This window comes from Sphingomonas sp. CCH5-D11 (genome assembly GCF_001557395.1).
Taxonomy (GTDB): Bacteria; Pseudomonadota; Alphaproteobacteria; order Sphingomonadales; family Sphingomonadaceae; genus Sphingomonas.
This window is the reverse complement of record NZ_LSKH01000089.1, coordinates 1-23,159: the sequence shown is the minus strand read 5'-3', so window position 1 is coordinate 23,159 and position 23,159 is coordinate 1. Positions and strand designations below refer to the sequence as shown.

Here is a 23,159-nt window from a genome sequence, read left to right as displayed (position 1 = left end):
TGGCTATATGCGCAGGCCATGTCGTTCTGGACCGGCCTTTTCCTGCTTCTCCTTACCGTCGCCGGTATGGAGGGCTTCGCCTATGTCATGCACCGTTGGGTCATGCATGGGCCGGGCTGGTTCCTGCACGAGAGCCATCATCGGCCGCGGACCGGCCGGTTCGAGCTGAACGATTTATATGGCGTGATCTTCGCCATCCCATCCATCGTGCTGATCTGGGGCGGGGTGCAGGGCGGCTGGTGGGAAGGCTGGGCGTGGATTGGTGCGGGGATCACGGCCTATGGCGCGATCTACTTCGGCTTTCACGACGTGATCGTGCATGAGCGAGTGCGTACGCGCTACCTGCCCAAGTCCAGCTACATGAAGCGCATCGTCCAGGCACACCGGCTTCATCATGTGGTGAACACGAAGGAGGGCACCGTCAGCTTCGGGTTCCTCATCGCGCCGCGGCCGGAGGAACTAAAGGCCGAGCTGAAGCGACGAGGGCGGGCTGGGGTCCGTGCGCCGGCGCGTCCAAGCGAGATGTTTGCCGAAAAGTAACCTTTCAGCGCGGATAAGGCCGGGCATGGATCACGCCATTCCGCTCCCGAGCCCGGCTGACACGGACGAAAACCGCCGCGCTTTGCGCAAGGCGGTGAAGATGCGCGCTCATTTGCGCGACCGTGGCACGACCCGGTTCGAGATCGAAGTGGTCGACCTGTCGACCACGGGTTTCCGGGCGCAGACCAGCTTCACGCTCTGGCCGGGCACGACCGTGTGGCTGACGCTTCCCGGTTTGGCGGGGCTGGAGGCGGTGGTCGCGTGGCGGGACAAATATCGCTACGGCTGCGCGTTCACCAAGCCGCTGCACCCTGCCGTGTTCGACCATATCGTGGCGCTGGGCAACAGCTGACGCTCGGTCCCGATCCGCCTGCACAAAGCCCTTCGGCGGGACCGCCGATTGACTGATTGCCGTTGGGGCCGGACGGAAGCCAGTCCTTTCGGGAGGACGACACCGCCCTCCCGCAAAACCTCAATCGAACAGCGAAGACACGCTCGACTCGTCCGCGATGCGCCGGATCGCCTCGGCGAGCAGCGGGGCGATCGTGAGGTGGCGGATGCGTCCGGCGCTGCCGATCGCTTCCTGATTGCCGATGGAATCGGTGATGACCAGTTCCCGCAGGGAAGACCCCTCGACACGCGCCACCGCGCCCCCGGACAGGACGCCATGGCTGACATAGGCGACGACGTCCTCCGCGCCCGCTTCACGCAGCGCCGCCGCGGCGTTGCAGAGCGTTCCGGCGGAGTCGACGATATCGTCGATGAGGATGCAGAAGCGCCCCTCAACGTCGCCGATGATGTTCATCACTTCCGATTCGCCGGCGCGCTCGCGGCGCTTGTCGACGATCGCGAGTGGCGCATTGTGCAGGCGCTTGGCGAGTGCACGGGCGCGGACCACGCCGCCGACGTCCGGCGAGACGACCATCAGGTTCTTGGAGCCGAAACGGGCCAGAATGTCCGCTGACATGACCGGTGCGGCGAACAGATTGTCCGTCGGGATGTCGAAAAAGCCCTGGATCTGGCCGGCGTGCAGGTCGACCGACAAGACGCGATCGGCGCCTGCGGTGGTGATCAGGTTGGCGACGAGCTTGGCTGAAATCGGCGTGCGGGGTCCCGGCTTTCGATCCTGACGGGCGTAGCCGAAGTACGGGATCACGGCGGTGATCCGCTTTGCCGAGGCGCGCTTCAGCGCATCGATGCAGATCAGCAGCTCCATCAGATTGTCGTTGACGGGGTAGCTGGTGGACTGAAGCAGGAACACGTCCTCGCCGCGGACATTCTCCATGATCTCGACAAAGATCTCCTCGTCGGCGAATCGCCGGACGAGCGCCTCCGTCAGGGGAATCTCGAGATAGGAGGCGATGTCGCGCGCCAGCGGCAGGTTCGAGTTGCCGGTCATCAATTTCATGGTCGTCGCGCCCTTTCTGCGCGGCCCCCTTAGCGCGAACGGTCCATGTTGCAATCGTGCGACATGGATTGATGAGACAGTTTGCGGATCACGCGAGGCAAGCCTAACCGGCGCTGCATGACCGTGGTTACCCGCTTCGCCCCCTCGCCGACCGGCCGCCTGCACGTCGGAAATATTCGTGCCGCGCTCCACAATTGGATGTTCGCACGATCGCAGAGCGGGCGGTTTCTGCTGCGCATCGACGATACGGATGCCGAGCGCAGCGAGGAGCGATTCGTGGCCGCAATCCGCGATGATCTGGCTTGGCTTGGCCTGCAGCCGGATCAAAGCGTGCGACAGTCGGAGCGTTTCGGCCTGTACGAAAAGCGCTTCGATGAATTGCGCGCGGCCGGGCGAATTTATCCGGCATATGAGACCAGCCAGGAGCTGGACCTCAAGCGCAAGATCCAGCTCGGACGGGGCCTGCCCCCCGTTTACGACCGCGCCGCGCTTCAGCTGACCGACGCCGATCGCAATCGCCTGGAGCAGGACGGCGTCCGGCCGCATTGGCGCTTTCGCCTGGATCATGATGCGCCGGTGGAATGGGACGATTTGGTGCGCGGCCACCAAAGGTTCGACCCGCGCACCATGAGCGATCCGGTGATCCGCCGCGCGGATGGATCATGGCTCTATATGTTGCCGTCGGCGATCGACGACATGGACCTGGGCATCAGCCATGTGGTGCGCGGCGAGGATCATGTGGCCAATACCGCGTTGCAGATCCAGATGTTCGCGGCGCTCGGCAATGCGCCGCCCAGCTTTGCGCACACCGCCCTGCTGACCGGAAGCGAGGGCAAGCTTTCCAAGCGGCTGGGCAGCCTTGGCGTCGACCAGTTGCGAGAGGCGGGGATCGAACCGCAGGCGATCCGCGCTTTGCTTGCGCGACTGGGGACGAGCGATCCCGTCGAGCCCGTCGGCGACATGATCCCCTTGCTCGCGACCTTTGACTTCGGCCGGTTCGGACGTGCGCCGGCGCGGTTCGATGAAGCCGAACTGGCGCAGCTGAGCGCGCGAATCGTTCACCAGCTTCCTTATTCGACGGTGGCGGATCGCCTGCCGGCCGGGATGACGGCCGACGCATGGGATGCGGTGAAGCCGAATCTGACGACAGTTGCCGAGGCGGCCGATTGGTGGCGCGTGATCGAGGGACCGGTGGACGCTACCATCCCGGACGAGGACCGAGCGTTTCTGGTCGAGGCGGCTGATGCGGCGCAGGCGATCACCTGGGAGGGCGATCCGTGGCATCAGCTTGTCGGCGTGCTGAAGGAAAGGACCGGGCGGAAGGGCAAGGCGCTGTTCCTGCCGCTTCGCCTGGCGCTGACCGGGCGCGATCACGGGCCGGACATGGCGGCGCTGCTGCCGCTGATCGGCCGCGACCGGGCCATCTCGCGCCTCCAAAGCGCTTAGCGCGAAGCGGTACGACAGCGCTGCGCAATCGCTTGCTCGGCAAAAGTTATGTGGTAACATTACAATGCGGGCTGAGGCCTTTGAAAGCTTGGGTCCGGAAGGAGAAGCATAGAACGGGAGAGGGTAGATGTACGCGAACCAGCAATATCGATCCGGCATCAATGCAGGTAGCCTTGCCGCTGCCGTCGCCGTCAATGCCGGAGTGATCGGCGCCCTGCTGTTGTCGGCTCCGGTCATCGAGGCGATCCGGCAGCGGACGGTGTTACGCGTCGAAAACATTCCGCTGGCGCCGCCCCCTCCTGAGATCATCAAGCCGGAGACGCCGCGGACGGCGGCGGAGAACAGCGTGGTGACGCCGCCAGAGCGGCCGGATACGTCCATGGCGGTGACAAGCACGGCGTCGTCCGAATTCGCGCTCCCGCCGCTTCCGCTTCCCCCGTTGCCGCCCATCGCCCCAGGCGGTGAGACAGCCACTGCCAGCGAGCCGCCTGTGCCGCCCGTGCTAGTGGACGCGCGCCCGGATCCGCGCTTTGCACGCGACATGCAGCCGGCCTATCCCGCCGGGGAGCGCCGCGCCGAGCGGGAGGGGATGGCAACTGTCCGCGTCACCATCGGCACAGATGGCAGAGTTATCGCCGCCGAATGCGTGGCCGCAACCAACGAGGCGTTCTGCCGTGCCACGCGGAGCCAAGCTTTGGCGAAATGGCGCTTCCGGCCAGCAACGCGTGACGGCGTCGCGGTGGAGACGACGCGGGAGATGACCGTGCGCTTCCAGCTTGAATCCTGAGCCATGATGCCGCGCCGGGGAGCCAGCGGCCAGACGGTCAAGCCGGCTTCCCGGCCACAGCATGGCGGGAGGTGGCGGGTGAGGGGCTGGTTTCGGCATCCATGGGCCACTATGTCCAACCGATGCAATTCTTTGCCCGGATGAGCCCGTTTCGCGCGGTGCGCGACCTGCGCCTGTTTCTGCACCAGCGGCAGAAACACGAACTCATCTTCCTCTTCCTCTCCGTGATCCTGACGGGGCTGCTGATCATCGGCTTTGCCAAGGATTCCTCGGTCGAGAAGGTCTACAAGCCCGAGATCGTCTACGTGCAGCAATGGCGGCTTGATCGCACCGATGCGGAGATCCGGGCCCAGCAGGCGATCGACGCGCCCATCAAGCAGAAGCAGATGGACGAGCAGAAGCGCCGCCAGGAAGAGCTGCGCGCGTCATTCCAGAAGGTGGACGACAAGCTGAAGCGATGGGGGCTGTAAACGCCGCCGACGCGCGCTGGATGGGGGCGGCGCTGGCGCTGGCGACGCGGGGCCGTGGACGAACGAGCCCCAATCCGGCGGTCGGATGCGTAATCGTGCGCGATGGCACGGTCGTCGGTCGTGGATGGACCCAGCCGAGTGGCCGTCCCCATGCCGAGGCAATGGCGCTGGGCGCGGCCGGAGACCGGGCGCGAGGCGCCACCGCTTACGTGACGCTGGAGCCATGCGCGCATGTGTCGCCACGCGGGCCGGCATGCGCGGACCTGCTGGTTGCCAGCGAAGTGGCGCGAATTGTCGTCGCTCTTGGCGATCCGGACCCGCGCACCAATGGCAAGGGGCTGGCGCGACTCGCGGCGGCCGGGATCGACACGGCAGTGGGGGTGAGGGCGGCGGAGGCGCGGGTCAGCATGGCCGGCTTTCTCACCCGGCTGGCGCAGGGTCGCCCGCATGTGACGCTGAAGCTTGCGACCTCGCTGGACGGGTGCATCGCGCGCGGTAATGGCGAAAGCCAGTGGATCACCGGCCCCGAAGCGCGCGCGCATGCGCATGTCGAACGCAGCCGGCATGACATCATCCTGGTCGGGCGCGGGACCTGGGAGATGGACCAGCCAAGGTTGGACGTACGGCTGCCGGGGCTCGAATCGCGCTCGCCAAGGCGGGTGGTGCTGTCGAGCGCCGGCGTGACCGGGGATGCCGCGTGGATCGACTCGCCAGCGGCGATCGCGAACCTGGGCGGCGATCATGTCTTCATCGAAGGTGGAGCTGGCGCCGCGGCGGCATTCCTGGCCGCCGATCTGGTCGACCGCCTCGTGCTGTATCGCGCGCCGATCCTGATCGGGGGCGGCCGCCCTGCCGTGAACGACATCGGATTGGCGGCGCTGAGCGAGGCGCATGGGCGCTGGGTACAGAGTGATGCGCGCCAGCTTGGCAGGGACCGGCTCGAGGTCTACGAGCGTTTGCGATGTTCACCGGGATCATAACCGACGTCGGCCAAATCACGCGCGTGGAAACGCGTGGCGATACGCGCGTCGTGGTTGGCACGAGCTACGAAACGCTGGAGATCGATCTGGGCGCTTCGGTCGCCTGTTCGGGCGTTTGCCTTACCGTCGTCGACAAGGGGCCGGACTGGCTGGCCTTTGACGTATCCGGCGAGACAGTGCAGCGAACAGCGCAGGGCCAGTGGATCGAGGGGCGCCGGCTGAACCTTGAGCGCGCGATGAAGCTGGGCGACGAACTGGGCGGCCATATCGTGACCGGGCACGTCGACGGCATCGCCGAAGTGATCGGGGTCTGCCCCGATGGCGATTCGAAGCGCGTCAGCTTTCGCGTGTCCAGCGACCTGGCGCCCTTCCTGGCGCCCAAGGGATCGGTGACGGTGGATGGCGTGTCGCTGACCGTCAACGAAGTCAGCGATGCCGAGGACGGTTCGACCCACTTCGCGGTCAACATCATACCCCATACCCAAGCGGTGACGACGCTTTCGGATCTGGCGCCGGGCAGCGCCGTCAACATCGAGATCGATGTGCTCGCCCGCTATCTCCAACGGATGGAACATTATCGTGCAAAAGCCCGCTGAACTCGCGCGTTTGCGCCACGCCTTTCTCTCGAGCCCCGAAGAGATCATCGACGAGGCGAAGAACGGCCGAATGTTCATCCTGGTCGATGACGAGGATCGCGAGAATGAAGGCGATCTGGTCATCCCCGCACAGATGGCGACGCCGGAGAAGATCAACTTCATGGCGCGGCATGGGCGCGGCCTGATCTGCCTGGCAATGACCAAGGCGCGCGTCGACGCGCTCGGGCTTGGGCTGATGAGCCGCCATAACGGCACGCGGCACGAGACGGCCTTCACCGTTTCGATCGAGGCCCGCGACGGCGTGACGACCGGCATCTCCGCCGCCGACCGCGCCCGCACGATCGCGGTGGCGATCGACGCGAGCAAGGGGCGCGAGGAGATCGTGACGCCGGGCCACGTCTTCCCGCTGGTCGCGCGCGATGGCGGCGTGCTGGTGCGTGCGGGTCATACCGAAGCGGCCGTCGACGTGTCGCGCCTCGCCGGCCTCAACCCGTCGGGCGTGATCTGCGAGATCATGAACGAGGACGGGACGATGTCCCGCATGGACGACCTTGTAGCCTTTGCGCAGCTCCACAACCTCAAGATCGGCACGATCCGTGATCTGATCGCCTATCGCCGTCGCTACGATCACTTGGTCGAGAAGAAGGCGGAAATGACCTTCGAATCGCGCTGGGGCGGGCAGTGGAAGGCTGTGACGTTCCACAACAAGGCAACCGGTGACGAGACGATCGCGCTGGTGAAGGGCAAGATCGATCCCGAGAAGCCGACGCTGGTGCGCATGCATACCGCCAGCTTCTTCGTCGACATGTTCGGCGAAGCGTCCGAGCGGTCGGGGCTGCTCTCCACCTCGATGGAGATGATCGCGGAAGAGGGCGCCGGCGTGATCGTGGTGATCAACCGCGCAATGAAGGGCGTCGTGTCGCGCTTCATGCAGCTGCGCGCGGAGGGCAAGGGCGCAGGGGCACCTGAGGTCGAGGAGCTGCGCGACTATGGCGTCGGCGCGCAGATCCTGGCCGAACTGGGCGTGGAGGAAATGATCCTCCTGACCAACACGCATCACACGCTGGTCGGCCTCGATGGCTATGGCCTGTCGATCGTCGGTGAGCGGCCGATCACGGGCACTGCCGGCGAATGATGCGCACCGGCGCCGACGAAGCCGCGGCGCCGAAATATGCTCATGTCGAACGCGAGCGGCGGTGGCTGATCGACCCGGCCAGCCGCCCCGCGCCCGGTGCGGCGCATCTGCTGATCGAGGATCGCTACATCGCCGGCACGCGGATGCGCCTTCGCCGGATGACCGACAGCGCTAGCGGCGCCGTCGCGCTGAAGCTGACCAAGAAATATGACGCGGCCGATCCGCTCGCGCGGGCGATCGTCACCGCCTATCTCGACGATGCGGAGTTTGCGCTCATCGCGGGGCTGCCGGGGGCGATGATCGTCAAGCGACGGTTCGACCTTTGCAGCCATGGCGTCACGTACAGCCTGGACCGGTTTGAAGGCGCGCTGGCCGGTCTGGAGCTTGCCGAGATCGAATGGGCCGACGATGCGGGGCTTCGAGGCTTGCCCGCGCCGCCCGGTGCGATACGGGAGGTCAGCAACGACCCGCGCTACCAAGGGGGCGGCCTGGTCGCAGCCGGCATACCAAAGGAAGAGTGATGGCCAATATCCTCATCGTCGAGGCGCGTTTCTACGATCACCTGAACGACATGCTGGTCGCCGGCGCGCGCGCTGCGATCGAGGCAGCGGGGCACCGGGCAGAGGTGGTGACCGTACCGGGGGCACTGGAAGTGCCAGGCGCGATTGCCATGGCCGCCGAGACGGGGCGCTATGATGCCTATGTCGCGCTTGGCGTGGTGATCCGCGGCGAGACCTATCACTTCGAGATCGTGTCCAACGAAAGCGCGCGCGGGATCATGGCGCTGACCATGGATGGTATCGCGATCGGCAACGGCATCCTGACCACCGAGAATGAGGAGCAGGCGATCCGGCGGGCGGATCCGGCCCAGCTCGACAAGGGCGGCGGCGCGGCGCAGGCGGCGCTGGCGATGCTGGACCTGCGCGAACGGCTCGGCTGACGCGCGGGTCGTTCCGCTGCCGGACATAATTCGTCACGGAGCCGCGCTAGTGGGTTGCGCGTAGGGTGCGCTACGGCCGCAACGAAGCAACCGTGAGCGTCAATGATCATTTCCTCTACCCCCCGCCTCAACGTCATCATCCAGGAGGTGTGGCGACCGCTGCTTGCCCTGTTCATCTGGGATTGCGTCGTCACCGGGATCTACGTGTTCCAGCCGTTTCGGGCACCCGAACTGCCGTTGACCATCTTCGGTTCGGTGCTGGCGCTGTTTCTCGGGTTCCGCACCAATTCCGCCTATCAGAGATGGTGGGAGTCGCGGGGGCTGTGGGGCCTGATGATCAATGCCTCCCGCAGCCTGGCGCGCACCGCGCGTAACTTCCTGCCGGATGACGAGGCGCGAGACCTGAAGCGCACGATCGTGCTGCGCCATGTCGCCTATGTGAACGCGCTGCGCTGCCAATTGCGCAAGCAGCCCGCCGACGCCGAAGTGCTCCGCTTCCTCTCGCGCGGGGAAGCCGAGCCGGCGCTGCAGCGGACCAATATCGCCAATGGCATCCTGGACGGATCATCCCGCCGCATCGACGATGCGCGCGCCAAGGGGTGGATCGACACCATCCAGCAGACGCATTTCGAAAGCCTGCTGGTCGACATTTCCAATGCGCAAGGCGGCATGGAGCGGATCAAGAACACGCCGCTGCCCAATCAGTACCGCTTCTTTCCGACGTTCTTCACCCGGCTGTTCTGCATCCTGCTGCCGATCGGCCTGGTCGAGACGCTGGGGATCGCCACGCCGGTCGGGTCGACGGTCGCGGGGCTGATGTTCCTGGCGGTGCTGCAGATCGGCGATGATCTGGTTGATCCATTCGCCAACACCATCCACGACGTCCCGCTTTCCGCCATGTGTCGGACGATCGAGATCGACCTGCTCCAGGCGATCGGCGACGAGGCCCCGCCGCCGTTGCAGCCGGTGAAGGGCGTGTTGTGGTGAGCGCAAGCGCTCATCGCGGCTGACCCGCCGCGCGGGAATGCTTGGCAAGATCGCTCGATCTTACTTATACTGATGTAAGTAGGATTGGAGAGAATCGCCCATGGCTCACGCGCACACGCTGGCGGGCAACCCGCACTGGCTGCCCGCCAATCCGCCCTCAGTGCTGAAGGACATCCCCGGCAGCCGCGGCTTGCCCTTTGTCGGCAACACCTTCGCCGTGCTGAAGGACCCGATCGGCTTCACCGATCGCATGGTCGCCAAATATGGCCCGGTCTATCGCAACCGCACCTTTGGCGGCGATGGCGTGATCCTGCTGGGCCCGGAAGCGAACGAGCTGGTCCTGTTCGACAAGGAAAAGAACTTCTCCTCCGAACAGGGATGGGGGCCGATTCTCAATCTCGTGTTTCCCCGTGGCCTAATGCTGATGGACTTCGAGAAGCATCGCGCGGATCGCAAGGCGCTGTCGGTGGCGTTCAAGCCGGAACCGATGCGCCATTATGCGGCGGAGCTGAACGCGGGCATCGCCGAACAGGTCGGCGGCTGGGCGAACAAGAGCCTGCCTTTCTATAGCGCGATCAAGGCGTTGAGCCTGGACCTGGCGGCGACCAGCTTCCTCGGCGTTCCGCTGGGACCGGAGGCCTCGCGCATCAACCAGGCGTTTGTCGATGAAGTGCAGGCGTCCGTATCGCCCGTCCGCTCGCCCCTGCCGGGCACGTCGATGCGGCGGGGCGTGAAGGCGCGGGAGTATCTGGTCGACTATTTCACGCGGGAGATCCCGAACCGACGCCATGGCGAGGGTCAGGATTTCTTCTCGCAATTCTGCCGCGCCACCGACGAGGAAGGGCGCCCGCTCGCGGACGATGCCATTGTCGACCACATGAACTTTCTGATGATGGCGGCGCATGACACCATCACGTCATCGGCCACCAGCCTGGTCATGCTGCTCGGCAAGCATGTGGACTGGCAGGAGAAGCTGCGCGAGGAAGTGCAGGGGCTCGGCAGCAACGATGGCAGCGTGCCGTATGAACAGCTCGACCGACTGGTGCTGACGGAATGGGCGTTCAAGGAATCGCTGAGGCTGATGCCGCCGGTGCCATCGATCCCGCGCCGGGCGATGCGCGACTTCACCTTTGGCGGGTACCACATTCCGGCGGGCACGTTCGTCGGCGTCAACACGGCCTATACTCATCACATGGCGGAGCATTGGCCCGATCCGAAGCGGTTCGACCCGACGCGCTTCTCCCCCGAATCGTCCAAGGGCCGTCATCGCTTCGCCTGGGTGCCGTTCGGCGGGGGCGCGCATATGTGCATCGGACTGCACTTCGCCACCATGCAGATCCGCATCCTCGTCGCGCATCTGCTCAGCCGCTACCACATCGAACTGTCGCCCGGCGCTGGCGCCGACTGGCAGATCTTCCCGATCCCGCGGCCGAAGGACGGGCTGCCGGTGACGTTCAAGCCGTTGTAAAAGCTACACGTGCGTCGCGGCACCGGGTTTTCGTTGCCGCGGCGGCGCAGCCATGGTCTGAATTGGACCATGCTGGCTTATTCACAAGGTGTTCAATCCTTTATCGCTACGTCGCGGGCATGCGGATGTGCATTGCCTTGATCCTGCTGACCCTGCCTGCGCCCGTTCTGGCGCAGCCGGGCGAGCAGCAGCGCGACGGCGTGGCCGCCTGGCGCGCGCTGCGCGAAGGACGGATCCTGTCCATCAAGGAAATCGAACGCCGTGTGATCCCGACGATGCGGGATGCGCAATATATCGGATTCGATTTCGAGATGCCGAGTGCCGTTTACACGCTGAAATTCCTTCGTGACGGCACCGTGATCTGGGTAGATGTGGACGGCCGCTCCGGACAGGTGATCGGGCGGACGGGCAAGTGACCGCACCTTTTTCCGCGCGCCTGCCGGTGCTAATCAGCGCTGTTTATATGTGGGAGTGACCATGCGCGTCCTGATCGTCGAGGATGAGCCCAACCTGGGCCAGCAGCTGAAGAACACGCTGGAGGGTGCGGGCTATGCCATCGATCTCGCCACGGACGGCGAAGAGGGCCACTTCCTCGGCTCGACGGAAAACTATGACGCCATTGTTCTCGATCTTGGGTTGCCGGAGATCGACGGGCTGACGGTGCTCGATCGCTGGCGCAAGGAAGGCAAGACCATGCCGGTGCTGGTGCTGACGGCGCGCGACAGCTGGTCCGACAAGGTGGCCGGCCTGGACGCTGGCGCAGACGATTATGTCGCCAAGCCTTTCCAGACCGAAGAGCTGATCGCCCGGCTGCGCGCGCTTATCCGCCGTGCCTCGGGCAATGCCTCGTCCGAGCTGACCGCGGGCGATGTTCGCCTCGATACGCGATCGGGCAAGGTGACGCGGGCGGGCGAGCCGGTGAAGCTGACCGCGCAGGAATACAAGCTGCTGTCATACCTGTTGCACCACAAGGGCAAGGTGGTCAGCCGTACCGAGCTGATCGAGCATATTTACGACCAGGATTTCGACCGCGATTCAAACACGATCGAGGTGTTCGTGACGCGCATCCGCAAGAAGCTGGGGCAGGATGTGATCACCACCATCCGTGGCCTTGGCTACAGCCTGGAAGATCCAGCAGCCTGAAGCATTTCGGCGCGCGGCTGCTCCCACAAACCAATGCGATCATATCCCGCCTCGCGCCAGGTATCCGCCACCATCTGCGGCTCGGCCCGTTCGATCGCGGGCGGGGAGGCATAGGCGGGGACGATGCCGGCGATCGTCCATGACGCAATCAGGAAGCCTGTCACCAGGCTGACGAGCAGGCCTGCCACGCCCGCCAAGGCCATCACCGGAAAGGTACGCAACACGACGGCTCTCCTTTCGTTGAAGGTGAACAGCAAAGCGCCAGCATGGTTCCGATGCGCGACGAAGTGACCAGCAGCAGCGAGGGCCGGCTGGTCCATACCGGATCGCTGACCCGCCGCATGATCGTGATTGCGGCGGTATGGATCACGCTGTTGCTGGCTGGCGGTGGGTTCGCGCTGGACCGCGTGCTGACCGCGGCGGTGACGCAGAATTTCGACGACCAGCTGGAATATGTGTTGCGGTCGCTGCTCGTGTCTGCCGAGATCGGCCCGGAAGGCGAGGTGATCTTCAACCGCGAACCGGCCGACCAGCGTTTTCTGGAACCCTATTCCGGCCTGTATTGGCAGGTCTCGGGCGCGGGACGCGAGGCGTTCCCCTCGCGATCGCTATGGGACCGGCAACTCGCCCATACCGAGACGCACAACGACCGCGGCGTCCATATCTACAACAGCGATCAGTTCGGGACGGAGAAGTTGCGGGTCGTCGAGCGTGATGTGAAGCTGCCGGGTTCGGAGGTGCGCTGGCGCTTTCAGGTGGCGCAAAGTCGCGAGGGGTTGGATGCCCAGATCGGAGCGCTGCGCCGGACGCTGGTGCGCAGCTTTCTGCTGCTCGGCCTGGGGCTGATGGTGCTGGCCGCGTTGCAGACCTTTTACGGGCTTCTGCCGCTGCGCAAGCTTCGGCTGGAGATTGCGCGAATGCGGGGCGGCCGCACCAACCGGATCGCCGGGCCGTTGCCAGTCGAGGTGGCGCCGCTCGTGGAGGAACTGAACGCGCTGGTCGCCCACAATGAAACGCAGGCGGAGGAGGCGCGCCGCCATGCCGGCAACCTCGCCCATGCGCTGAAGACGCCGCTGACGGTGATCATGAATGCCGCCACCGCGCAATCGGACGACCTGGCCGATACCGTGGTGCGCGAGGCGCGGACGATGCGGCGGCAGGTGGACCACCATCTTGCGCGCGCGCGGGCGGTGGGGCGGCGCGGATCGGCGCATAGCCGCGCCGAGGTGTGGCCGAGCGTGGAATCGGTCGAGCGCGCGGTACAACGGCTGTACCCTCATGTCCGCATCGACATGGACGGGCCAAAAGATCTGGTCGCCCATATCGAACGCCAGGATCTGGACGAGATCATGGGCAATCTGGTGGAGAATGCCGCCAAATATGGCGGTGGCAGCGTATTCGTGACGGTGAGCGCGCAGGCCGGCTTTGTGGAGATCATGGTCGAGGATGACGGCATGGGCATCCCTGAGGCCGATCGCATCCGGATCTTCGATCGCGGCGTGCGGTTGGATACGGGCAAGCCGGGCACGGGATTGGGGCTAGCGATCGTGCGCGACGTGGCAGAGATCTATGAAGGCACGGTGAGCCTGGAGGAAAGCGAGGATCTCGGCGGGCTGCTGGTGCGGCTGCGCCTGCCGATGGCGACCTGAAGAAGACCGACCCGCAGATCTACGCGGTGGCCGCGCTTAACGGGGGCGGGGCTCGGCAGTGAGGCGGGAGATCAGCGCGGCGCTGCGCAGTGCCTGACGCGGCAGGCTCTTCAAGTCCACCCATTCGCCGACCGCATGGGCGCCGCCGCCCGATACGCCCATGCCACCCAGCGTGACCGCGTCTGCGGCGACGAAGCTGGAATCCGCCGCGCCGCGCTTGGCCGGATCCATCTCCTGCATTTCAGGCAGGCCGAGATCGCGGTTCACCTGGTTGAGCTTGCCCATTAGAGCGCGGTTGCCAGCCGTAGGCGGCATCGACGGATAGCCTTCGAAGAAGCGGATCGACCCGTCGGTGCCGGGCAGGTGCTTGGCGACGATCGCCTCCATCGCGGCCTTGATGCGCGCGTCCTGCTCGGGCGAGAGGCTGCGCAGATCGCCGCGCGCCACCGCGCGCGCGGGAATGACGTTGGTCTTGCCCTCTGCCGTGCCCTTCACGCCTGGCTCGTCCAGCGATGCCGGCGTTCCACCGACCACGACACTCGCGTTGAAGGTGAGGTTCGGCTCGGGCAAGGTGCGGCGGAATTCATCGAGGATGCGCGCGAGTTCGTACACCGCGCCATACCCCATGGATTCGTTGAAGATGCCACTGGAATGGCCGGTGCGGCCGGTGGTGACGATTTCCCAATTGGTGGAGCTGCGCCGGGCGGTGGTGGCAAATTCCTGTGTGCCCATGACGGCAAGGTTCTCATATTCCAGTGCCACGTCCGCCCATTTGCCCGCCTCCACCAGGTCCTTGCGCGCGAGCTCAAGCGGGGCGCCGGTCTTTTCCTCGTCGCCGGTCAGGACGACCTTCAGATCCGCATTCTTGAGCGTGCCCGCTGCCTGCATCGCGCGCAGCGTGGCGACGATCACGACCAGACCGCCCTTGTCATCGCCGACGCCCGGCCCGGTCACACGATCCCCCTCTCGCGACCAGCCGGTGAACGGGCCATCGGGTTCGAACACCGTGTCGAGATGGCCGATCAGCAACACGCGCTGTCCACGGCCATTGCCCTTGTGGGTAGCGATCAGATGACCCGCTCGGCCGGTGGCGGCCATGTCGACCCACTGGACGGTGAAGCCGAGCGGTTCGAGCTCCGCGCGCATCATTTCGCCCACCGCCTTCACCCCGAGGAGGTTGAGGCTGCCGGAATTCTGCCGGACGAGCTTTTCCAGCAGCGCTTCATGGCGCGGCGCCTCCTGCGCGATCACGTCCTTCATTCGTGTCTCGGGCCCGCTGGCGGCGGCGCTGAGAAGGAGCGCGAGCGCAGGTGCGGCGATGAAGGTGCGGGCGAAGCGGGGACGGCTGAGGAGCATCCGTTCAGGCTAGGGCAGCGGAATCTGGATGAACAGGGCATCATGTCAAATCATTGCGGCTTTGCCGGTGCATTGATCGCGAGGCCGGGTTCAGCCATTCGCAAAGCGCCGCGCAGGTCGGCGCGGTCACGCGAGCGGGCGAAAAAGTCCGCCGCACAGGCAGGAGACCGAACATGAACCTTTTCATCACCGCCGGGCTGCTGCTCGGCGCGCAAGCGGCTGACGCGCATCGTGTCGCGATCGATCATCGCGGACAGCGCGTGGACGTGACGTACCGCAGCGATCTGAACGTCATTCACAAGCAGGTCGGCACCACCGGACCGGGCGGCCGCGCCAACACCTTGCGCTGCGCGTGGAAGGCGACGGTAAGCGTCAATCGCGAAGCGCGCAGCGCGGCGGGACACGTGCTGACCCGGACCATCGCGAGCGAAACGCCGATCGAAGGCAGCCGGCCGGGTTGGTGCGCGGGGCAGCGATCGGCGATCGCACAGGAAGTGGCGGCGCGGAGTAGCGCGGTGCGCGAGCATCTGCTTGCCGTGGCGGAGCAGGACCGCGAGGCGCTGGCGCTGGAACTGGATGCCGCTCACATGCCGGTACGCAGCTGACGTGAAGCTGATCCACATCATGGTCGCCGCGGCATGGAGCGCCGCGGCCCTTCCGGCATTCGCCCAGGCCGATCTGGGCGCCAGTGTCGAAGTAGCGACGGACGAGCGGCGGCGCGGCATCAGCTGGAGCGACGGGGAGCTTGCCCCGGCGGCGAGCGTCCGCGCCGGCGTGCCGTTCGGCCTTGACCTGAGCGCGCGGATCACCGGCACGCGCGGCGATCCGCGCCACGGCGGCGCCGATGCGGTGGTCGACGTGACAGGCGGCTTCGCCCGCGATATCGGTGGCGGTCTTCGGCTCGACGGGTTCGTTACCGGGCATCTGTTCACCGGCGCGGCGGAGCCACTCGATTACGTCGAGGTGGGAGCGGGCGCCAGCTATGCCCTGGGCCCGGCCGAGATCGGGATCGACGCCCGCTATGCGCCGGATCAGGCCGCGATCGGCGGCGACAACCTGTGGTTCGGCGCGCGTGCCAGAGTGGGCGTGCCGGCGACGCCGTTCACCCTCAACGCTTCGCTTGGCCGTTCCACCGGCAGCGTCGATGACTGGCGACGGGCGGCGCGCCTGCGTCCGGGCGGCGACTATACCGACTGGTCGCTGGGCGTGGACCATATCACCGGCCCGGTGAGCCTTGGCCTGGTGTATAGCGGCACCGATATCGAACAGGTGGCGGACTCCCCCTTCGCCAATGCGCGCCACACGGGTGACAAGGTGACGGCGCGGCTCGCCATCAACTTCTGACGGGACGGTCGCACCGCGCCCTGCCCGGGCACGGTGCGACCTGAAGGGCAGCAGCCCCCGCCTCTTCCTTTTCCTTCGTCGACCCGCCAGAAGACGGGCAAACAAGATGGGAGAGGGACCATGAAGTCACCGATTTGCGCGATGCTGGGCATCGATTTCCCGCTGCTCGCATTCAGCCATTGCCGCGACGTGGTGGCCGCGGTGAGCCGGGCGGGTGGCTTCGGGGTGCTGGGCGCGACCGGGCACACGCTGGAGAGCCTGGAGACGGAGCTCGCCTGGATCGATGCGCATGTCGACGGCAAGCCTTATGGGCTGGACGTGTTGATCCCCGAAAATCTGGCGACTGGCGGTGCGAAAGGGCTGACGCGTGCGTCGATCATGGACAAGGTGCCGCCCGAACATCGTGCGTTCGTCGGGCAGCTGGCGGAGAAGCACCATTTCGCCATGCCGGAGGAGCGGCCCGACTCTGATGCGCCGGCCCCGTTCGACCCCAATCTTGCGCTCGAAATGCTCAACGTCGCCTTTCGCCATCCCATCAAGCTGATCGCCAACGCGCTTGGCGTGCCGCCCAAGGCGATGATCGACATGGGGCGCGAGCGCGGCGTGCCGGTCGCGGCGCTGGTCGGCGCCAAGGAACATGCCACCCGCCAGGTGGAGGCAGGCGTCGACATCCTGGTGGTGCAGGGCGGCGAGGCCGGCGGCCATTGCGGGGAAGTTTCGACCATGGTGCTGGTGCCCGAAGTGATCCGGGCGCTGGAAGCGCGCGGCCAGCGTGTGCCGGTGCTGGCTGCCGGCGGGATCATGACCGGCGGGCAGATGGCGGCATCCATGGCAATGGGCGCCGACGGCGCTTGGACTGGATCGGTTTGGCTAGCGACGCCTGAAAGCGAATGTTCGGACGTCTTCCGCGACAAGATGGTTGAGGCCAGTTCGCGCGACACGGTGCGCTCCAAGAGCCGCACGGGGAAGCCATCGCGGCAGCTCCGCTCGGCCTGGACCGATGCCTGGGAGGGGCCAGAATCGCCTGGGCCACTGCCGATGCCGTACCAGAGCCTGATCAGCGAGCCGGCAATCCGCGCCTGCGACCTTGCCGCCCAAAAGGGCGATCCTGCCGCGCGTGAGATGGTGACTTACTTCGTCGGCCAGGGCGTTGGTCTGGTCGATCAGGTTCGTCCGGCGGGACAGGTGGTGCAGGACTTCAAGCTGGAGTTCGTCGAGGCAGTGGAGCGCATGACCAACCTGATCGGCGACTGACTCGTCTCGTCCGATTAGGGCGCATCTTCATCGCGCCGCTAACATTTAGGTAACGCCCTGTTCCCCAGGTCGTCCCGGCATGCCGCAGTCGCGCGGCGTGGACATCCTGGGGGGCAACGAGCCATGCGCTTGTATCTTGCAAGCTCGTTCATTTTCCCGCGCAGCCTGCAGTTGCGGCTGTTTGCGGTCTGTTTCGTCGGCACGCACCTGCCGCTTGCCGCCTTTCTGGCGTGGGCCGCGACGACGAGCCGGCTGGACTGGCCGGGGGCCATTGTCGTGACAGTGGCGACGCTGCTGGGGACGGTGATCGCGGTTGGCGGAATCTATGCGCTGCTGGCCCCGATCGACGTTGCGGCACGTGCGTTGAACGATGCCGGCGATGGGGAGATCACCCCGGTACCGCAGCTGTCGGGCAGCGACCTTGCCGCGCGTCTCTTCGCCGGGGTCAACCGGGCGGCCGGAGCGACGGCGGAACGGATGCGCAAGCTGAGCCGGGAGGCGATCAGCGACCCGCTGACCGGCGTGTTGAACCGCCGCGGCTTGCTCCAGCGGCTGGACGTGCTGTCGGAGCATGAAACGACCGGGGCGCTGGCGCTGGTCGACATGGATCATTTCAAGCTGGTGAACGACCTGCTCGGTCATGAGACAGGCGACCGGGTGCTGCAGGATTTCGCCAAGGTGCTGGCCGGCACGGTCCGGCATACCGACCTGGTGGCGCGCTGGGGCGGCGAGGAGTTTCTCGTCTTCTTTCGTGGCGCGACCGAGGCGCAGGCCCAATCGGTGCTGATGCGCATTGCCGAGCGGATCCGCAACGAACCGCTGGCGCATGTCGGCGAACGGCCGCTGACCTTCTCGGCCGGGACAACGGCGGCGTCCCGGCGCACGCTGGAGGAGGCGCTGCGCCGCGCCGATGCCGCGCTTTACGAGGCGAAGCACCGCGGCCGGGCTCGGATCCTGAGCAGTGCGGAGATACGCTCCTGATCGCGCGAAGGTCGACCGCCTGCGCTCAATAATCAGATGCCCTCGGAGAACACCTTGTGACCGGCGGCCTCGAGCGCCGTGGTGAGATCGGCGATGCAGGCGTCCACCGCCGCGCCATCCGGTGAGCGAACGACGAAATTCGCCCCGGTGCGCCCCTCCCGAAAGAACGGGTAGCTGCCGATCGCGACGCCTTCATGTGTGCGCTCCGCATCGCGCAGCACGTCGGCGATCTCGCTTTCGGCGACCCAGCAGCCGATCTGCCGGCTGATCACCGGGCGGCCACCCTGGAGCGTACCGGTGAGGGAATCGAGCATGCCGGCAGTGATGTGAGGCACGCCGGCCATGATAAAGACATTGCCGATGTGGATGCCGGGCGCGCCCGACATCCGGTTCTCGATCAGCTCTGCGCCTTCCGGCACGCGCGCCATGCGCAGCCGAGCCTCGCTCGCGCCGCCACGCGTAGCGTAATAACGCTCCAGCACGGCCACGGCGGCGGGATGATGAACGACCCCGACCCCGAGCGCGGCGGCGATGGCGTCCACCGTAATGTCGTCATGGGTAGGGCCGATACCCCCGGTGGTGAAGAGATAATCGTTGCGGGCGCGCAACGTATTCACCGCCTCGACGATGGCTTCTTCCCGATCGGGCACGACGCGCACCTCGACTAGGCGGATGCCCTGAACATTCAGCCATTGCGCGATCTGCGCGACGTTCTTGTCCTGCGTTCGGCCGGAGAGGATCTCGTCACCGATCACGACGAGGGCGGCGGTCCAGATGCGTTCGCTTTCCATGCGAGCCCCGGCATAGCCTCGCAAAACTACCCTCGTCACGCTATATCGGTCGCCATGACCGAATATGTTACCGTCACCAGCGATGCGCCGCTGGGCCGCAACGGCGCCATCAAGCTGCATGGCCCCGAAGCCTTCACCGGGATGCACGCCGCTGGCCAGCTTGCCGCCGAAACGCTGGACATGATCGTGCCGCACATGGTGCCCGGCGTGACTACCGCCGAGATCGACCGGCTGGTGTACGACTTTATCAAGAGCCGTGGCGGTGTGCCCGCGACGCTTGGCTACCGCGGCTATACGCACAGCTGCTGTATCTCGATCAATCACGTCGTATGCCACGGCATTCCGAGCGAGAAGGCACTGAAATCGGGCGATATCGTCAATGTCGACGTGACGCCGATCCTCGACGGCTGGCATGGCGATTCTTCCCGCATGTACCTGATCGGGGATGTTCCGCTGAAGGCGCGGCGCCTGGTGGACGTGACCTATGAATGCCTGATGCTGGGGATCGAACAGGCGAAGCCGGGCAACACGCTGGGCGATGTGGCGCATGTAATCCAGCGCTATGCGGAATCCCATCGCTATGGCGTGGTGCGCGACTTTTGCGGGCACGGGCTGGGGCGGTTGTTCCATGATGCGCCCGAAGTGGTGCACGTCGGCCGGCCGGGGACGGGCCCCGAGCTGAAGCCGGGCATGATCTTCACCATCGAGCCGATGATTAACATCGGGCGTCCGGACGTGAAGCTGCTGGACGATGGCTGGACGGCCGTGACGCGCGACCGATCCCTGTCGGCGCAGTTCGAACATTCGATCGGCATCACCGAGGAGGGCTGCGAGGTCTTCACCTTCTCGCCGGCCGGGCTGCACAAGCCGCCTTACGCCTGACAGTTGTTCGTGCCGAGCGACGTCGCGGCACAGCCCGCGAGTGGCGACTGGCAGGGCCGGTCCCTCGACGTCGCTCGGCACGGACGGGATGAACCTGACACCTTCGTCAGGCTAACCGCTTCGGTTTAACCACTTCCCTTCCTCACCAACCTGCGTCAGTCTCCCGCCAAAGCTCGGACAGGGGCGGGGAGAGGAATATGCGGATCGGATGGGCGCTGCTGGCGGCGCTGGCGCTCACATCGTGCAAGGCGGCGACGGATGAGCCGGCCGCGGCGGATCGTTCCGCGACCACCGGCGTCGGCAAGGTCGATGCCGCGCTGCTGACCAGCGGCGGAGACGGGCGCGACTGGGCGATGACGGGCTTCAACTATGCCGAGCAGCGTTTCTCGCCACTGACGCAGATCAACGCCGGCAATGTCGGCGAGCTTGGCCTGGCCTGGTACGCCGACATGCCGGATGCCCGAGGACAGGAAGCGACACCGGTCGTGATCGACGGCAAGATGTTCGTGACCGGGCCGTGGTCGAAGGTCTTCGCCTTTAATGCGGCGACGGGGCAGAAGCTGTGGGAGTTCGATCCCAAGGTCAGCCGCGAAAAGGGCGTTCAGGCGTGCTGCGACGTCGTCAATCGGGGCGTCGCCGCGTGGAAGGGGCGTCTGTATGTCGGCACGATCGACGGCCGGCTGATCGCGCTGGATGCGGCGACCGGCGCGCAGGACTGGTCGGTCCAGACCACCGACAATTCGAAGCCTTACACCATCACCGGCGCGCCGCGGGTGATGAAGGGCATGGTGGTGATCGGCAATGGCGGCGCCGAGTTCGGCGTGCGCGGCTATGTCACTGCTTATGATGCGGCGACCGGCGCGAAGAGGTGGCGCTTCTACACCGTTCCCAATCCGACGGGCGCGCCCGATGGCGAGGCGAGCGACGCGGCGATGGCGAAGGTGGCGCCGACCTGGTCGAAGAACGGCCAGTGGAAGCAATCGGGCGGTGGCGGCACGGTGTGGGACTCGATCGTTTATGACGCGGAGCTTGACCAACTTTATCTGGGTGTCGGCAACGGATCGCCCTGGAACCATGGCCTACGCAGCGAAGGGCAGGGCGACAATCTGTTCCTTTCCTCTATCGTCGCGCTGAAGCCCGACACTGGCGAATATGTCTGGCATTACCAGGAGACACCGGGCGAGACCTGGGACTTCACCGCGACCCAGCCGATCAATCTCGCCACGCTCAACATCGGCGGTCAGCAGCGCCGCGTATTGATGCAGGCACCCAAGAACGGCTTTTTCTATGTCATCGACCGGACGAACGGTAAGCTGATCAACGCCGGCCAGTTCATCCCCGGCGTCAACTGGGCGTCGGGCTATAACATGAAGACCGGACGCGCGATCGAGAATCCGGAAGCGCGCTATTACAAGACGGGCAAGCCGTTCCTTGCCCTGCCGAGCGCGATTGCGGCGCATAACTGGCAGCCGATGAGCTTCAATCCAAAGGCGGGGCTGGCCTATATTCCGGCGCAGATCGTCGGATCGGCCTATCTCAACCCATCCTCGCCGCTCGACGAGGCCAAGCCGCTCGGCTTCAACGTCGGGCAGGATCTGGGCAACGCCATGTATCCGCGCGACGCGTCGGCGGTGAAGCAGGCGATTGCCGGCGCCACCGGGCGGCTGGTCGCCTGGGATCCGATTGCCAACAAGGCACGCTGGACGGTGGATTATCCGACGCCGTGGAACGGCGGCACGATGACGACCGCCGGCAACCTCGTGTTCCAGGGCACGGCGCTGGGCGAGTTCCGTGCCTATGCCGCGGACACGGGAAAACAGCTCTTCACCTATCCGGTTGGCACCGGGATCATGGCCGGCGCGTCCACCTTCATGATCGGCAACGAGCAATATGTCGCGGTGCTGGCCGGGCGCGGCGGGGCGCTGCCGCTGTCGATCGGTTATGCCATCGGCAAGGCGCGCGACGTACCCAACGTGCCACGCCTGCTCGTCTTCAAGCTGGGCGGCAAGACGCAACTGCCCGGTTCGCAGCCGCAGGATTCGACCCCGGTGAACCTGCCCGAGAACAAGGCCACGCCGCAGCAGGTAGCGCGGGGACAGGCCTTGTTCGGCCGCTACTGCCAGGTCTGCCACGGCGCCAGCGCGGGCGGCGGCGGCGTGCTGCCCAACCTGCAGCGGTCGGCAACGCTGGGCGATCCAGACACGTGGAAGGCGATCCTGATTGACGGCATGTTGAAGGACAGGGGCATGGTCAGCTTCGCCAAGGTGATGACGCCGGAACAGGCGCAGCTCGTCCGGCTGTACGTCATCGACGAGGCGCATTGGGCGCAGAAGAACCTTGGTGGCGGAACAAAGGCCGTGGCACCGGTGCCGGGCGCGCAGAATTCGCCGGTGCCGACGGGCGTTCGCTGAGAAGGCGGGGTGCTGTATAACGCGGCACCCACCCGCTCACTGCCCGTTTTTCGAGCACCCGGCAAAGCCGCACCCGAGCCGAGTCGCCACCTTGCTCTCTTGGCCCCCGGCTGGCACGTTCGATGCAAGCACCGAAGGCGGGGCGAGGGTTCAAACCAGGGGTGGGCGTTTCCGCGTGAAGAAGATCGAAGCGATCATCAAACCGTTCAAGCTCGATGAGGTGAAGGAGGCGCTGCACGAAGTAGGGGTGTCCGGCATCACCGTGACCGAAGCCAAGGGCTTCGGGCGGCAGAAGGGCCACACCGAACTGTATCGCGGCGCTGAATATGTCGTGGACTTCCTTCCCAAGGTGAAGCTTGAGGTGGTGGTCGAAGATGGCCTGGTCGATCGGGTGGTGGAAGCGATCGCTCAGGCGGCGCAGACGGGCCGCATCGGCGACGGCAAGATCTTCGTCATCCCCGTGGAGACCGCACTGCGCATTCGCACAGGTGAGCGCAACGACGACGCAATCTGATCGTCGGATCTCCCCTCCCGCGAGGAACTTCATGAAAGATATCACTTTGATGAGGTTCGGAAAGGGAGGGGCGGGGG

Annotated in this window: 26 protein-coding genes; 22 read left to right on the top strand and 4 right to left on the bottom strand. The window is 65.7% G+C overall.

Features of this window, described 5'->3' with window-relative positions; genetic code table 11:
- The first annotated feature begins 18 nt into the window (after positions 1-18).
- Both AX702_RS05905 and AX702_RS05900 read left to right on the top strand, forming a co-directional pair.
- Positions 19-540 carry a sterol desaturase family protein gene (locus AX702_RS05905; RefSeq protein WP_066777419.1) on the top strand — a complete coding sequence of 174 codons (522 nt, stop codon included), beginning with the start codon at positions 19-21 and terminating at the stop codon, positions 538-540.
- A gap of 100 nt (positions 541-640) precedes the next feature.
- On the top strand, positions 641-892 hold the full coding sequence (locus AX702_RS05900) for a PilZ domain-containing protein (protein WP_231731744.1): 252 nt from the start codon (positions 641-643) through the stop codon (positions 890-892).
- Positions 893-1,012: 120 nt separating this feature from the next.
- On the opposite strand, the gene AX702_RS05895 is transcribed toward AX702_RS05900, so the two are convergent.
- Positions 1,013-1,948: a ribose-phosphate pyrophosphokinase gene (locus AX702_RS05895; RefSeq protein ID WP_066777381.1), complete on the bottom strand. Its 936-nt coding sequence runs from the start codon at positions 1,946-1,948 to the stop codon at positions 1,013-1,015.
- 117 nt (positions 1,949-2,065) lie between these two features.
- Between AX702_RS05895 and gltX the strand changes: the two genes are divergently transcribed.
- The 12 genes from gltX to AX702_RS05835 all read left to right on the top strand — a co-directional run bounded on the left by gltX (position 2,066) and on the right by AX702_RS05835 (position 11,900).
- Entirely contained in the window at positions 2,066-3,394 is a 1,329-nt protein-coding gene (gene gltX, locus AX702_RS05890; protein WP_066777378.1) for a glutamate--tRNA ligase, read from the top strand.
- 127 nt (positions 3,395-3,521) lie between these two features.
- Complete coding sequence (locus AX702_RS05885; RefSeq protein ID WP_066777371.1) at positions 3,522-4,181, top strand: energy transducer TonB; 660 nt, start codon at positions 3,522-3,524, stop codon at positions 4,179-4,181.
- Between the two features lie 122 nt (positions 4,182-4,303).
- Entirely contained in the window at positions 4,304-4,651 is a 348-nt protein-coding gene (locus tag AX702_RS05880) for a hypothetical protein (protein ID WP_066777417.1), read from the top strand.
- 20 nt (positions 4,652-4,671) lie between these two features.
- Complete coding sequence (ribD, locus tag AX702_RS05875) at positions 4,672-5,631, top strand: bifunctional diaminohydroxyphosphoribosylaminopyrimidine deaminase/5-amino-6-(5-phosphoribosylamino)uracil reductase RibD (protein ID WP_066777411.1); 960 nt, start codon at positions 4,672-4,674, stop codon at positions 5,629-5,631.
- Positions 5,613-6,227, top strand: a complete 615-nt coding sequence (locus tag AX702_RS05870; RefSeq protein WP_066777369.1) for a riboflavin synthase — start codon at positions 5,613-5,615, stop codon at positions 6,225-6,227. The genes ribD and AX702_RS05870 overlap by 19 nt, the downstream gene beginning before the upstream one ends.
- Positions 6,211-7,362 (top strand): 3,4-dihydroxy-2-butanone-4-phosphate synthase, encoded by a 1,152-nt coding sequence (gene ribB, locus AX702_RS05865; RefSeq protein WP_231731743.1) that lies wholly within the window; start codon positions 6,211-6,213, stop codon positions 7,360-7,362. Before AX702_RS05870 ends, ribB begins: the two co-directional genes overlap by 17 nt.
- The gene (locus tag AX702_RS05860; protein ID WP_082746003.1) at positions 7,362-7,883 is read left to right on the top strand and encodes a hypothetical protein; all 522 of its coding nucleotides are present in this window, start codon (positions 7,362-7,364) and stop codon (positions 7,881-7,883) included. Before ribB ends, AX702_RS05860 begins: the two co-directional genes overlap by 1 nt.
- Entirely contained in the window at positions 7,883-8,302 is a 420-nt protein-coding gene (gene ribH, locus AX702_RS05855) for a 6,7-dimethyl-8-ribityllumazine synthase (RefSeq protein WP_066777358.1), read from the top strand. The genes AX702_RS05860 and ribH overlap by 1 nt, the downstream gene beginning before the upstream one ends.
- A gap of 102 nt (positions 8,303-8,404) precedes the next feature.
- Positions 8,405-9,289, top strand: a complete 885-nt coding sequence (locus AX702_RS05850; RefSeq protein ID WP_066777354.1) for a bestrophin family protein — start codon at positions 8,405-8,407, stop codon at positions 9,287-9,289.
- 100 nt (positions 9,290-9,389) lie between these two features.
- Positions 9,390-10,757, top strand: coding sequence for a cytochrome P450 (locus tag AX702_RS05845; protein WP_066777350.1), 1,368 nt, complete (start codon positions 9,390-9,392; stop codon positions 10,755-10,757).
- A gap of 137 nt (positions 10,758-10,894) precedes the next feature.
- Positions 10,895-11,173, top strand: coding sequence for a hypothetical protein (locus tag AX702_RS05840; RefSeq protein ID WP_331710379.1), 279 nt, complete (start codon positions 10,895-10,897; stop codon positions 11,171-11,173).
- Positions 11,174-11,234: 61 nt separating this feature from the next.
- A complete protein-coding gene (locus tag AX702_RS05835) occupies positions 11,235-11,900 on the top strand; it encodes a response regulator transcription factor (RefSeq protein ID WP_066777344.1) in 666 nt (221 codons plus the stop codon).
- On the opposite strand, the gene AX702_RS05830 is transcribed toward AX702_RS05835, so the two are convergent.
- Entirely contained in the window at positions 11,873-12,124 is a 252-nt protein-coding gene (locus AX702_RS05830) for a hypothetical protein (protein ID WP_143058581.1), read from the bottom strand. The two genes, AX702_RS05835 and AX702_RS05830, sit on opposite strands and share 28 nt — an antisense overlap.
- Positions 12,125-12,166: 42 nt before the next feature.
- Between AX702_RS05830 and AX702_RS05825 the strand changes: the two genes are divergently transcribed.
- The gene (locus AX702_RS05825; protein ID WP_231731742.1) at positions 12,167-13,549 is read left to right on the top strand and encodes a sensor histidine kinase; all 1,383 of its coding nucleotides are present in this window, start codon (positions 12,167-12,169) and stop codon (positions 13,547-13,549) included.
- A gap of 36 nt (positions 13,550-13,585) precedes the next feature.
- On the opposite strand, the gene AX702_RS05820 is transcribed toward AX702_RS05825, so the two are convergent.
- Positions 13,586-14,905, bottom strand: coding sequence for a M20/M25/M40 family metallo-hydrolase (locus tag AX702_RS05820; protein ID WP_066777339.1), 1,320 nt, complete (start codon positions 14,903-14,905; stop codon positions 13,586-13,588).
- A gap of 173 nt (positions 14,906-15,078) precedes the next feature.
- Here AX702_RS05820 and AX702_RS05815 point away from each other — a divergent pair, with 173 nt between their 5' ends.
- The 4 genes from AX702_RS05815 (at position 15,079) to AX702_RS05800 (ending at position 18,484) form a co-directional block, all read left to right on the top strand.
- A complete protein-coding gene (locus AX702_RS05815; RefSeq protein WP_156455376.1) occupies positions 15,079-15,510 on the top strand; it encodes a hypothetical protein in 432 nt (143 codons plus the stop codon).
- Between the two features lies 1 nt (position 15,511).
- Complete coding sequence (locus AX702_RS05810) at positions 15,512-16,249, top strand: TorF family putative porin (protein WP_231731741.1); 738 nt, start codon at positions 15,512-15,514, stop codon at positions 16,247-16,249.
- A gap of 120 nt (positions 16,250-16,369) precedes the next feature.
- Positions 16,370-17,503: an NAD(P)H-dependent flavin oxidoreductase gene (locus AX702_RS05805; protein ID WP_066777335.1), complete on the top strand. Its 1,134-nt coding sequence runs from the start codon at positions 16,370-16,372 to the stop codon at positions 17,501-17,503.
- Positions 17,504-17,626: 123 nt separating this feature from the next.
- Positions 17,627-18,484 carry a GGDEF domain-containing protein gene (locus tag AX702_RS05800; protein WP_066777332.1) on the top strand — a complete coding sequence of 286 codons (858 nt, stop codon included), beginning with the start codon at positions 17,627-17,629 and terminating at the stop codon, positions 18,482-18,484.
- A gap of 32 nt (positions 18,485-18,516) precedes the next feature.
- Here the strand turns inward: AX702_RS05800 and AX702_RS05795 are convergent, their stop codons facing one another.
- Positions 18,517-19,275, bottom strand: a complete 759-nt coding sequence (locus AX702_RS05795; protein ID WP_066777330.1) for a competence/damage-inducible protein A — start codon at positions 19,273-19,275, stop codon at positions 18,517-18,519.
- A 54-nt stretch (positions 19,276-19,329) separates the two neighbouring features.
- On the opposite strand from AX702_RS05795, the gene map reads away from it, so the two are divergent.
- The 3 genes from map to AX702_RS05780 all read left to right on the top strand — a co-directional run bounded on the left by map (position 19,330) and on the right by AX702_RS05780 (position 23,082).
- On the top strand, positions 19,330-20,157 hold the full coding sequence (gene map, locus AX702_RS05790; RefSeq protein WP_066777329.1) for a type I methionyl aminopeptidase: 828 nt from the start codon (positions 19,330-19,332) through the stop codon (positions 20,155-20,157).
- A 197-nt stretch (positions 20,158-20,354) separates the two neighbouring features.
- Positions 20,355-22,568 carry a PQQ-dependent dehydrogenase, methanol/ethanol family gene (locus AX702_RS05785; RefSeq protein ID WP_066777326.1) on the top strand — a complete coding sequence of 738 codons (2,214 nt, stop codon included), beginning with the start codon at positions 20,355-20,357 and terminating at the stop codon, positions 22,566-22,568.
- 175 nt (positions 22,569-22,743) lie between these two features.
- A complete protein-coding gene (locus AX702_RS05780) occupies positions 22,744-23,082 on the top strand; it encodes a P-II family nitrogen regulator (RefSeq protein ID WP_066777324.1) in 339 nt (112 codons plus the stop codon).
- Positions 23,083-23,159: the final 77 nt, after the last annotated feature.